This window comes from Vibrio sp. 1078-1 (assembly GCF_033340475.1).
In genome coordinates this window covers 117,299-129,357 of the sequence record NZ_JAWOWM010000011.1, presented here as the reverse complement: position 1 = coordinate 129,357, position 12,059 = coordinate 117,299, and the positions used below count along the sequence as shown (strand labels likewise).

At 43.4% G+C, this 12,059-nt stretch carries 12 protein-coding genes; 11 read left to right on the top strand and 1 reads right to left on the bottom strand.

Annotated features, from left to right (window positions below; translation table 11 throughout):
* Positions 1–11: 11 nt before the first annotated feature.
* Positions 12–386, bottom strand: a complete 375-nt coding sequence (locus R7190_RS18770; RefSeq protein ID WP_014386864.1) for a hypothetical protein — start codon at positions 384–386, stop codon at positions 12–14.
* 349 nt (positions 387–735) lie between these two features.
* On the opposite strand from R7190_RS18770, the gene R7190_RS18765 reads away from it, so the two are divergent.
* The 11 genes from R7190_RS18765 (at position 736) to R7190_RS18715 (ending at position 11,985) form a co-directional block, all read left to right on the top strand.
* Positions 736–1,845, top strand: coding sequence for a hypothetical protein (locus R7190_RS18765; protein ID WP_032073053.1), 1,110 nt, complete (start codon positions 736–738; stop codon positions 1,843–1,845).
* Positions 1,842–2,927 (top strand): AAA family ATPase, encoded by a 1,086-nt coding sequence (locus R7190_RS18760; RefSeq protein WP_014386643.1) that lies wholly within the window; start codon positions 1,842–1,844, stop codon positions 2,925–2,927. Before R7190_RS18765 ends, R7190_RS18760 begins: the two co-directional genes overlap by 4 nt.
* Before the next feature lie 536 nt (positions 2,928–3,463).
* Positions 3,464–7,663 carry an RHS repeat-associated core domain-containing protein gene (locus R7190_RS18755; protein ID WP_014386644.1) on the top strand — a complete coding sequence of 1,400 codons (4,200 nt, stop codon included), beginning with the start codon at positions 3,464–3,466 and terminating at the stop codon, positions 7,661–7,663.
* On the top strand, positions 7,644–8,099 hold the full coding sequence (locus R7190_RS18750) for a hypothetical protein (protein WP_133305458.1): 456 nt from the start codon (positions 7,644–7,646) through the stop codon (positions 8,097–8,099). Before R7190_RS18755 ends, R7190_RS18750 begins: the two co-directional genes overlap by 20 nt.
* A gap of 67 nt (positions 8,100–8,166) precedes the next feature.
* A complete protein-coding gene (locus tag R7190_RS18745; protein ID WP_101905908.1) occupies positions 8,167–8,598 on the top strand; it encodes a hypothetical protein in 432 nt (143 codons plus the stop codon).
* A gap of 51 nt (positions 8,599–8,649) precedes the next feature.
* Positions 8,650–9,534: an RHS repeat-associated core domain-containing protein gene (locus tag R7190_RS18740; RefSeq protein WP_014386647.1), complete on the top strand. Its 885-nt coding sequence runs from the start codon at positions 8,650–8,652 to the stop codon at positions 9,532–9,534.
* Positions 9,535–9,843: 309 nt separating this feature from the next.
* Positions 9,844–9,987: a hypothetical protein gene (locus R7190_RS18735; protein WP_206949614.1), complete on the top strand. Its 144-nt coding sequence runs from the start codon at positions 9,844–9,846 to the stop codon at positions 9,985–9,987.
* Positions 9,988–9,989: 2 nt separating this feature from the next.
* Positions 9,990–10,244, top strand: coding sequence for a hypothetical protein (locus tag R7190_RS18730; protein WP_101905909.1), 255 nt, complete (start codon positions 9,990–9,992; stop codon positions 10,242–10,244).
* Positions 10,244–11,038, top strand: coding sequence for an RHS repeat-associated core domain-containing protein (locus R7190_RS18725; RefSeq protein WP_032073003.1), 795 nt, complete (start codon positions 10,244–10,246; stop codon positions 11,036–11,038). Before R7190_RS18730 ends, R7190_RS18725 begins: the two co-directional genes overlap by 1 nt.
* Positions 11,039–11,135: 97 nt before the next feature.
* Complete coding sequence (locus R7190_RS18720; protein WP_014386650.1) at positions 11,136–11,384, top strand: hypothetical protein; 249 nt, start codon at positions 11,136–11,138, stop codon at positions 11,382–11,384.
* Between the two features lie 76 nt (positions 11,385–11,460).
* Complete coding sequence (locus tag R7190_RS18715) at positions 11,461–11,985, top strand: hypothetical protein (protein ID WP_032073004.1); 525 nt, start codon at positions 11,461–11,463, stop codon at positions 11,983–11,985.
* Positions 11,986–12,059: the final 74 nt, after the last annotated feature.

Genomic DNA, 12,059 nt, shown 5'->3' with positions numbered 1-12,059 from the left:
AAGGATGGCTCCTAGAGAATGGCAAATCCATTGCCAGCGATATCAAAGTGTTTGTTCTTCATCACCAGACCAGAAGAAGGATTAACTATAAACCGTTGCTTTTTAATAGCAGGAGTATTTGGAACGCGCTTGATTGAAGCTGTGGCCGAAAAAACAACAAACGCCAAAAGAGCAACTACGGCAACCTGCCATGAAAAGTAAGCTACGCCAGACCAAAAGACTACCGCTACTACTGCATTTTTATGAACAAGCCTAAGCAGAGGCATCAACCAGAAAACAATCGCTACGCTGATTACAGCTAAACCCCATTGATTACCGTTTGTTTCAATCATAGCAACGCCAAGAAGAATCACTGCTAAAGCAACTAGGTTAAGTACGTGTCTCATTTTTCTTCTCCTTAATTCAACCTGGAAAGCTATCTCGGCATCACCGTCAAGCCCTCATTCAATTCAACTTACACTTCTATAATATCATGGAATTAAAAAATGCAACCGTGACCAAAAATCACGATCAGCCCACTTTCACATGTGAAAGTCTTATGTAGCAATGCCTAAGAGCGTGATCTAGCTTTTCCTAAAATTAAGGTATGGTCGAACATTTCCTAAAATTAAGCTATAACGTGAAATGTAAAGCGTTCTATTGTCCTTTTTTAAGGTATAAATCACATGGCGAGAGGTTGTTTTCCTCTTTTTAAGCTATATGGTATGCTTCGAAAAAACATCACGGTATTAAAATATGAGTGACACTACAGAAAACTTGGAGGGGTATTTTCCGGCTGAAATAGTCAATGAAGCGTTTGGTAGTAGGCCATCTACCACAACGCTAATGGACTGCATTTTCTTGCCAGGAAGAGTTCCACGAGATTTGGTAGCAAGGATCAGTGGTAACAAGGCTGAACTTGAGCAACAGCTACTTGCACAAAAGCCTCTTCTTTCCACCAGCTTGTCAAAGCCATACTGGAAGAAGGGGACTAATAAACGTGAATTCGATGCCGTTAGAATCGACGTATACAGTGCTGTCTGTTTGGCCGATGACAGACATCTACTGGAAGGGATCGTTAGTGTAGGGGGGATGTACGTAGACCTATCTGGCTTAACGCTTCGCCAGGCTATTGAGCTCGCGCAGATTAATGTCGAACTGGATAAGTTGTCACACCAATACCACAACCTTCTCGATACAAAAATGTTTAGTGGGGTATACGACTACTTCCTTTGTGACTTCACAACACTGTTTGAGTTCTTGAACCTGAAAAATCAAAAGGCCAACAAGAACACAGTAATGACAAGACTTCAAAGGCTATCACAAATGTTACTGGTCTTGGATTACGAGAAGGATGGTGAAACGCTACCACACTACCACACGCGAATGAAGCTGGTGGACAGCAACTACATTCCATTGCTGGTTCTGGATGGGATTAAAAATAAAGGATCTATCAGGGCAGATACGATCACTCACTTCATAGTTGGAGTGCATAAGACTTTCACTGCGTCTTTGCGACAAGAGGGAGCTATTAGCCGGAAACGTTTTTTAAAAGTCTACCCGCAGCTAACGGGCAAACATGCTGTTACTGACTTCTGTAAATATATTGATGCTCATAAGCGTGAATATGTACATGGTAAGTATCTGAGTCACCTTATTAAAGATTACTATGCCAACAAGGTTAGAGTGTCTAAACAGCATCTGAGTCGCCATATCAATAACACTATGGCCGAAGTCATTTTGAAAAAGGATGTGTTATTGCGGGATTTCCGATTGCTACTCCAAGAGAAAGTACGTGACGATGGTAAGCAAGATATTATGTTGTTGTACCTGGGCGATGAAGAGAAAGAAGAGGTAACGACATGACAACAACACTCCACAATGAGGATGTTATCGCTCTAAGCGAAGAAGACATTAATGAAAGTTTAGCCAATTCCAACAAAGAACAGATTTTGAAAGGTTTGTTTCGAGGCAGTGTCGGATTTCTGATCGCTCCACCTGATTCTGGTAAGAGCTATTTGTCTTTATCAATAGCTTATGAGATGGCTTTGCCAGAGTACCCATTAATTGGTGTACGGGATGGCGAAAACAAAGTGCTTAGAACTTTGATATGGCCGATCGAAGATTCCTTGCCCGGAACACTTCCGCGCATCAAAGCACATTTGACTGAGTTCTCCACCAGCATCAAAGACCGATTAAAATCGAGCATTGGGATATACAAGCATTCTGATCCAATTTGTAGTTCAGGCTCATCTAAACATACTAAAGAGTGGGAAGAAGCATCCAGAGCACTGGAAAAACTTATTGCCACGGCCAAAGGGTACGACTTGGTAGTTATAGATACATTGCGTGATGCAATTGGCTCAGCTGACGTAGTAGATGATGACTATTACATCAGAATTGCTTTGGAGAGGCTTGCCAATGAAGCGAATGTCGCGGTTCTTGTTGTTCACCATCCGACAAAAGATGTGAGCAGAGGAAAGGAGATAATCAACAGCGTCTCTGGCTCTGGTTTATCTTCCACTCTCTCAAAGTCAAAACTTCATCTGTATTTAGATCAGTTGATAGACAAGAAAGATGGAACGGTACAAGAGACTCGTTTGCGTCATATCAAAGCTAACTATGTGCCTTTTGACCAGCAGTGGAGAAAACCGATAAGGCTGCACTGGAGTAACAATTCACTATTGCACGTTGATCAAGAAGTCGTTATCCAACTTAGAAATGATCAATTAGACGGTGATAGTGATAATGAGAAAAAGCCAGGAGCAGATAAACCAGTTAAAAGACGGTTATCGCGTCTTTCAGAAGAGCCAGGATTGATACACAGAGATGACTCCCTTCTATCTGAGGAATCGAAGCGCTTGGCCCAACAAACCAGTCATGGCCCATTTGGTGGTGGCATGGCATCAGAGCTCTCCGAACTTCGTACTGGTAAGTCCTCCAAGTAATCCAATTCCTTAAATTAAGCTATTGCTTTAACGCCTTTTTCCTTAAATTAAGCTATATATACGGATTAAGGCGTTTCCTCATTTTAAGCTTAGATATAGGTGTGTTTCCTAATATTAAGCTATGTTATAGAGATGAACTTCCTAATATTAAGCTTCAATTTCCTAATATTAAGCTTTAGCTTACAGAAACAAAGCTTAAAGTTAGGAAATTTCCTGATATTAAGCTACCTAACACGCTGCATGATCTTATGATCCTATGGATCTATATATGATCAGTAGCGTTCACCGCTGATGCGGCTTCGCTGATCACTCAACTTCGTTTCACTGCTATGAGCAGTAAAACAAAGTCGAGCGATTCAATTAAAACCCGCTTCCATATTAGCCATTGTTTCATGTCTGTATGCGCCCGTATAGGGCAGTTAAGCATGAAGTTAATCTCTTTGATTAAGTTGATAATAGAGTCCGTGTAGAAAGTAATTAATGGACTTTAGAAACCAGTGGATCATTTTCATACTAACTTAATCGCAAGAGCTTGTTTGTTAGCACTTATAGTTCCTAGTGCTGTTTCTGCTCAGTGGCGTATCAATGCCAGTGGTAGTTCAGAAATTGATGCAATGAGATTTGATCTCCCAGAGCAAGCGCATGAATTTTTAAGGGACTATAGAATTAACGAGCTCGCAAGCACACACAGCTATGTGAGTGAAAAGCTATACCCGAGTGAAACGTATAGTGATGGAAGACTAATCTCATGGCTATGTATGCATCGTAGTGATGCTCCAGGTAGTTATGACCCTGACACTTGTTACTTTGGAGCTCTCTCTGGAACTACACTGACAAAATTCATAATTCCTGGGGAGATGACTGATTCTCCACTTCTCAATAGAGATCTTGGTAAACCAGAGACAGAACTGTGCGTTGGAAACCCTATCAACCTAGCTACTGGTAATAAATATCAGCAAGAAACCGATTATGTAAGCGCTGGTATGGAGCCTCTTGTATTCACACGACATTACAACAGCCAGTTAGCTTTGAGTGGTAAACAAAGCGATGTTGGTATTGGATGGAGCCACAACTATTCAAACAAAGTGATTTTTGACAAAGAAAGTCACGGAGAGAATATGGTTGTCTTGCATCGGCCAGATGGGAAAGAGTTAGCATTCTACCGGACAAATGCGGTTTGGATGCCAACATGGAAAAGTGATGATCGGTTATACAAAGATTCTGGTTGGAGATATCAGAGGGCTGATGGTGTTGTCGAACTATATGATAGTAATGGTCAGTTGATACGTATTGTTCATCCATCGGGAAATGAGCTGGATCTGAATTATACCAACGGTAAGTTAGACTCTGTTTCTGACAGTTTTGGCCGGACTTTAAGGTTTAGTTACGATCAAGGGAAGATCATAAAGATGATCGACCCTGCTGGACAAACCTTCTCTTACGATTATTCGAATGAATTGTTAGTTGCAGTGCATAAACCGGATGCCAATCAGCGACGTTACCACTATGAAGACAGTTTAAACCCAAGCCTTTTGACTGGCCTTACGGATGAAAAGGGAAGCAGATTTGCTACGTGGTCTCATGATCCTTCGGGTCGCGCTGTTCTGAGCGAACATAGCAGTGGTGTTGATAGGACAAGTGTTACATACAACCCTGATGGTTCAGTTACGGTAACGAATGCTCTAGGTCACGAACAACATTATCTGTTTAGTCGTTATAACGGAAAACTAAAGCCTGACAGTATACAGGGTGCTGCATGTACTGGCTTTGCTGGTGGTACGAAGTCGTTTGGCTACGATACCAACGGTGAGTTGAAGTCAATTATCAATGAAGAAGGCCAATCATTCTCTTACCAATATGACCAAAGAGGACTTGAAATTTCGAGGACAAGCTCGACTGGTGATACGATCACAACACAATGGCATTCAGAGTTCCCAAAACCAACCAAAATTACATCGTCATACTTGGTCCAAGAATTTACCTATGACGACCGCCAGCGGCTGTTAACGCTTAAATTGATTGACCGAACCAACTCAGATGTCAGGCAGTGGGCATTTGAATATTATCCAGACTCTCTTGGTGTTCCTGGACAACTGAAATCAGTGGATGGTCCACGGGTGGATGTTGATGATGTAACGCGCTTTGAATACGACGCTCAAGCCAACCTAAGCCGAGTTATCAACTCTCTTGGGCACGTAGTGTCATTTGACAATTACGATGCTCATGGAAGGGCTCAGAGCGTCACAGATGCCAATGGAGTAAGCTACTCGCTTAACTACAACACGTTAGGTCAAATGATTTCTTCTACTGGTCCAGATGGAACTACATTGTACTCTTACGATGAATCAGGACTCTTGGTATCTATCACCTTACCAACCAATAGCACTTTCACTTATGAGTACGATGCTGCTCAGCAGCTGATGGCCGTGATTGATGCAAATGGAAATCGACAAAGTATCAATCGAGATTCACTAGGAAATATTGAGCAAGTTGAGCTGAAAGATAACAGTGGCATTGCTCACTGGAAGCAACTGCATAGTTACACTTTGAATGGTTGGCTTTCATCAACAACAAATGGAACGGGAAATGTTTATACCTATTCCTATGACAAGACAGCCAACCTAACGGGCAAAGTTGACCCTTCTGGAAATGCTTATGCCTACCGCTATGATGGTTTTAGCAACCTGCTCCAATCAATTGACCCTGTTAACCGCGCCACTGCAATGCAGTATAACGATAATGCCTTAGTAACGAGAGTCACTGATCCAAGAGGGCGGAGAACTTACTATTCATACAACGGATATGGCGATGTTCTCTCAGTACAAAGCCCAGACACAGGCACGGCTCATTACACTTATGACAAGGCTGGAAACCTGATCGGTAAAACAGATGCCAACGGTCAGGTTTTCACTTATCACTACGACGCGCTTAATCGCCTTTCTTCAATCACTGTGGATGGTCAACCTAATGCTAGTGTGACATTCCGCTACGATGAGCCAGAAGCGCTGTATGGGGTAGGGCAGCTTACTTCCATTACAGACGCTTCTGGCGTATCAAAATACAGTTACACAGCCAGTGGTGAGATAGCCAGCCAAGAACTAATTGTGGATGGCCGCACCTTGTTAACCAATTACACCTATGATGGTGCAGGGCAGTTGGCGAGTATCGAGTACCCGAGTGGCCGCAAAGCGGTTTATCAGCGCAATGTAGCTGGAGAGGTCATTGGCATTACATTGAATAATGGTGTTAACAGCAGAACATTAGTCTCTGACTTGGTACGGAAACCTTTTGGGCCTGTAACTGATCTGACTCATGGAAATGGGCTTTGGGAAGAGCGCCAGTACGACATGAACTATCAATTGGAGTCTGTACAGGTTGCTGGTGCAATGCACCGCAGTTATCTCTATACGGCCAATAGCAATGTCGATTCAATTACAGACTTAATGGATAGTGGCTATAGCCAAACTTTCAATTACGACAAGCTGAGCCGCTTGATTGATGCTACTGGTGGTTACGGGACCCGAGAGTACACCTACAACTACAACGGCAACCGGACGGCTATCTACCGCGACGGCGTGAAAGATTCGTACAGCATTGTGTTCAATAGCAATCGTCTAACCAAAACAAGTATTGGCTCGATCACCTACAGCTATGATGCAAACGGAAACACGATTGGCCGAGGAACGGATGTCTTTGTCTATGATGCTTTCAATAGATTGACTGAGGCTACGGTCAATGGCGAAACATCAATCTATCACTATAACAGTGCTCATCAACGAGTGAGGAAGTCAGCTGGTGGCGTAGATGTGCTTTATGTTTACGGCCTCGATGGCGAGTTACTGGCCGAGGTGGATGCCGGAACCGGGCAAACCCAGCGAGAATATGTCTGGCTTGACGGCCAGCTGATGGCTTACCTGGTGAATGGCACCGTTTACCACGTTCACAATGATCACCTGGGCACACCGCAGGCCCTGACAGACGAACTGGGTGAAGTAGTATGGAAAGCGCAGTACACGCCATTTGGCCGAGCCAGTGTCACGACAGAGCTAGTCACCTTTAATCTTCGCTTCCCCGGCCAGTATTTTGATACCGAGACTGGGCTGCACTACAACTGGCATCGGTACTATGACCCGTCTCTGGGGCGTTACCTGCAATCAGACCGCCTTGGCTTGTTCGATGGAATGGATACCTATGGGTATGTGCGTGGAAATCCGCTGTCGAGCATAGACCCTACAGGTGAGTTCGCATGGGGAGTGGTGTTCGCCGGGATAGATTTGGCATATCAGCTTTATGATAACGGTGGGAAAATTGATTGCGTTAACTGGGGTGATGTTGGATTGGCAGCTCTTGGGGGTGGAATGTTCAATGCCGTGAAGGTAGCAAAAGTTCATCGCTTCAAAAGTGCTGTCACTACTAAAGGCAACCCCCATTCATGGGGAGCAACGAGAAGGTGGTACGCGAAAAACATAAACAAGGACATCCCGCCACGACAACATATTCATCATTGGCTTGTTGAAAGAAGACACTTTGAAGGTAATCAAAAATTAGAGCGTATATTTAATCAGCCTTGGAACCTTAATCCAAAACCATTCACAAACATCTATCACAATACAAAAATTCACAATAACGGAATTAAAGGTTGGTTTAATGGTGTTCCAATATGGGCAAGAGAAACCGTAGCAGGCTTAGGGTTAACAGCAGCAGGAGGGAATGGTTGTGGGTGCAGTGAAAAATAAAGGTATATTACTGAGTAAAAAAGAAAACTTTATGCTGCCTATCTATGAGGAAGCCCTAGAGAAGGCGTCCGCCTCGGCTAAAAAGATAGGAAATCGCTATGTTGGATCGTTACTTATCAAAGGAGATGGTAGCGTCTGGAGAATTGACTCAGTACAAGAGGTTAGCCCTCGTTTTATACAACGAGTTTGTTTGCAGTTATTGGGGAAGCCTAGAGACATCAAATGTTCTCTTCACCTAGTAGAAAATGATTTTGTGGACTGGGTAGAGATGATCGCTAATCTGGCTACTGAAAGCGGTTCGTACTCTGTGTGGGGTCAATTCTATGACAGCAAAGCCGAGTTGAAAAAAGCGGTGATGGGATGTAAGACGCTGGAAGATTTATTCGCTGTGTTCAGGCTTGAGGATGATAATGAATTTTCTAAAAAGTTAGTTTGATAATTTCTAAAGAAAGCCGCCAGCGGGTTAAGCCTGCTGGTGGCGTGGACAGTAAGAGGGGGTGGTTGTGGAACTTACATATCCAGTGCTACTGGTCAGTAAAAAGAAAAAATCAGTTCACGTAGAACTAACCGGAAGCCATTTGGGGAAATGTACTAATGCCGCTCTAAAAGGTGGGTACTTTAACCAAATGGAAATATACGACTCTAACGGAAGGCATTACAAAGTAGACGAGGTAGTTGGGGTCAAGCCTTTAAACGCTGTATGGCGATGGCCTTTAGAGGTGTTAATGTTTAACTCTAGGCTATTGAAAGCTGAGCTGAAAACAACATTGGTATCTCAGTTGGAACTGAAAGAGTTTAAAAGCGTAGTAGCAAAAGTGATCAATGAGCAAAAGGAAAGTTGGGAATCAGGGGTTGGGCGTGAAGCAATGTTGAACGATCTTGCGGCTGCAAATGGCATTGAAGAAGTAATCAGGATCTTTCGACCTGAAAACTGATATTTACTTAGTCTAAGCAACTCCGCCAGCGGGGTTAAGCCTGCTGGTGGCGTGGATGTGCTTTATGTTTACGGCCTCGATGGCGAGTTACTGGCCGAGGTGGATGCCGGAACCGGGCAAACCCAGCGAGAATATGTCTGGCTTGACGGCCAGCTGATGGCTTATCTGGTTGATGGCACCGTTTACCACGTCCATAACGATCATTTGGGTACGCCGCAAGCATTGACCGATGAAACGGGGGCCACGGTATGGAAAGCCAGTTACTCTCCGTTCGGCAAAGCGACTGTCACGACAGAACAAATCAAGTTCAACTTGCGTTTCCCCGGCCAGTATTTTGATGCAGAGACTGGGCTTCACTATAACTGGCATCGCAACTATGACCCGAATACAGGGATATATATCACCAGTGACCCAATAGGGCTGGCTGGTGGGATTAACACCTATGCCTATGCATTGAATAATCCTGCTATTTACACCGATCCTACTGGTTTATGGGTTCCGCAAATTATTGGGGCAATGGTTAACATAGGCTTTGAAGGATACAGACAATATCAAACTGGTTCGTTTGATGCGGGGCGACTTCTTGTGGCTGGTGCTACGGGGGCACTTGGAGGGTTTGGAAGCACTCTAAGGAGAGCTGTATTTTTTGGTGCATCATCAGGCGCTATTGGCAATATGTATATTCAGTTAACTGAAAAGTCTTCTGGTTGTGATCAAAGGTATCAAAAGAGCCTTGATTTATATCAGGTAGGAAGAAGTGCAATTCTTGGCTCGTTTGGTGGAGCAGTTGGTTTTGGCGGGGGAATATTAGGCAAAAATATTTTGAGACCACGAGACATAATCGGGGTGGATTTGAAAAAAAGGGTTAGTTTTAACTACGAATCGTATGGTTCGGCTATAGGTTCTGCTGGGGGAACAACAATTGGAAATCAATAATTGGCTTGACTTTGTTTTGTACACATTCATGACTTTAGGTGGGTTGCTTATAGCAATTCCATTAGGGATAAGATGCCTTTATGTAGGTCTTGTTGCACTATTTAAATACAAGATTGTGAAATTCAAAAAAGATAGCAATGTGTCAGTGTATGCAAACACATCTATAGAGCTAGTTCTTTTAGGTATTTTCTGTATTGGAGCTTCTATTTGGTTTCTGTTCTTCGATAAAGGTGGCCACCTCTTACATTACCTTCCGGAAGTGATGAGGTTCTTCGCTGGAACATAAGGCAGATTACGCTGGTGCTGGCTGTGGCTGATCGCCTTGGCTTGTTCGATGGAGTGGATACCTATGGGTATGTGCATGGAAATCCACTAATAAGGATCGATCCTACAGGTGAGTTTGCGTGGGGTTTGGTTGGAGGTGTGAATATGCCAATAGGTAACGGAGAGTAAATATGGCATACAAAACAGAGATTTCTATATATCTGATTCTGATCCCTTTAGTGGGAGTTATGACGGGACTCATATCCTACGGTGCGTATAGATTGATCGGGTATCCTGAATCAATATTTGTTCTTTTTATGATGATTGCTGTTTGGGGAGGGGTATGCCTAGCTTTAGGAGTTTGCAGCACGATTCGTTGCTTAAAGCAAAAAAAAGGAATTGAACGACACATGAGAGAGACGAAAGGAAATAGCCAAGAAAAGTGATGGTCTCAGCTAATCTTTCACGAATTCCAAAGTTAAATAGTTACCTGGTGGATGGCACCGTTTACCACGTCCATAACGATCATTTAGGTACGCCGCAAGCATTGACCGATGAGACCGGAGCCACGGTATGGAAAGCCAGTTACTCTCCGTTCGGCAAAGCGACTGTCACGACAGAACAAATCAAGTTCAACTTACGTTTCCCTGGGCAGTATTTTGACGCAGAGACTGGGCTTCACTACAACTGGCATCGCTACTATGACCCAGCACTTGGCCGTTACTTACAATCAGACCGCCTTGGCCTGTTCGATGGAGTGGATACCTATGGGTATGTGCATGGAAATCCGTTGAAGTTTATTGATCCTACAGGCGAGTTTGGATGGGTTGCTTTTGGGGCTTTCGTTGGCGGTTCGCTTAATGCGATTGCTCAATACCATTCAGGACAGACGTTTGACTTTGCATCTTTTGGGGCTGCTGTCGTTACAGGGGCTGCGGGAGGTGGTCTTGGTAATTTAACTAAGGGGTTGTCTTGGGGGAAAAATATCGTTGCCAATTCATTGGGTAGTGGGGTAATTGGAGGTGGTGTGACAGCTGCTAAGAACAAAGTTACAGGCAGCTGTGATGATATTTGGCTTAACTCAGGGCGCAGTATGATATTAGGTGGATTAGGAGCAGGGGTTGGTAACTCATTTGCTGGGCTAGGAAAAATAATTCCAAAGATGCAGGCTAACCGATGGTGGGATAAAGCGTCATTAGAAAAACGGTTAAAGAGTTCGTCGAATGCGTTTCACCGTTAAGATGCACCTCCAACGCTAACGGTATTTTTTGTCACCACTGGTAATATCGGAAGCAACATCATTGCTAATATCCCATAAGTGAGAATTGAAGATGAAGATGAAAGGATTTAGTGCATTCATGATAACAGTATTTCTCCCCTTTTTAGTTGGTGGGGCCATTATTGGTGCTGCATTTGGGGGAGTAGGATATTACATCACAAATTGGTTTGGTTTATTTGAAAGACAAATTCAGCACGAGATGGTTTTTTGGTTATTTTTAGGTATGGGGGTGTTTGCTGGGACAGTAGGAGCGGTACAGTCGCTAATTGCATTCATTAGACATCCCGGTGTTCACGGTGACACATAGCAAACATTCATGCTTGTAACACGCCGCCAGCGGGTTAAGCCTGCTGGTGGCGTGGGCAATAAGGGAGAGGTTGTGGATGTCAGTAATATCAAACGTCATAAGGTCGTTAAAAAAAGCCGTTTACTCAGATTGTGAGTGGTTGAGGTGTTATGAGGTAGAGGCATTAACTGCCTTCTACCTACACATTACGGAAGAGGATAAAGGTAAACTAATTCAGCAATTTAAACGTCTGGATATGATGGAGCGTTCCAAGAGTGGGAAGTTGCTACAGATATTTGATGGGCTGGATACAGTTAGAAAAAAATGGCTTAAAGAAATAAAAATATGCCCTGACGAACCTGTAACTGGATATAAATTTGCTCTTAAAAGAAATGGCAAGGAATATGCGATATTTAATATTTTCCTTGGTAGGGGAGGTATAGGTGAGATTCAGTTTGAGAAGATGCCTAGTAAATTCCAAAGTAAAGTAGCAAAGGTAGGCGATATAAAAGCTCTCTTACTCAAAGAAAAAGAATTGCCCCGTGAAACAACTTATGTCTTTAAAGGTGTAGTCACAGATGATGAGGAGCAAAAGTTAGAAGAGGATTTGCATAGAGGTTGAAGTTGCTCATCTAAACATGCGTTGAAGTGATTGAACTCACTGGGATTGACTGACCTCTATGAACCTTTTTCACT

Excerpts from the sequence above, each read along its gene's own strand:
- R7190_RS18765 (WP_032073053.1), top strand. The coding sequence starts at position 736 with ATGAGTGACACTACAGAAAACTTGGAGGGGTATTTTCCGGCTGAAATA.
- R7190_RS18720 (WP_014386650.1), top strand. The coding sequence starts at position 11,136 with ATGAAAGGATTTAGTGCATTCATGATAACAGTATTTCTCCCCTTTTTA.
- R7190_RS18770 (WP_014386864.1), bottom strand. The coding sequence starts at position 386 with ATGAGACACGTACTTAACCTAGTTGCTTTAGCAGTGATTCTTCTTGGC.
- R7190_RS18715 (WP_032073004.1), top strand. The coding sequence starts at position 11,461 with ATGTCAGTAATATCAAACGTCATAAGGTCGTTAAAAAAAGCCGTTTAC.
- R7190_RS18725 (WP_032073003.1), top strand. The coding sequence starts at position 10,244 with ATGGTCTCAGCTAATCTTTCACGAATTCCAAAGTTAAATAGTTACCTG.
- R7190_RS18760 (WP_014386643.1), top strand. The coding sequence starts at position 1,842 with ATGACAACAACACTCCACAATGAGGATGTTATCGCTCTAAGCGAAGAA.
- R7190_RS18730 (WP_101905909.1), top strand. The coding sequence starts at position 9,990 with ATGGCATACAAAACAGAGATTTCTATATATCTGATTCTGATCCCTTTA.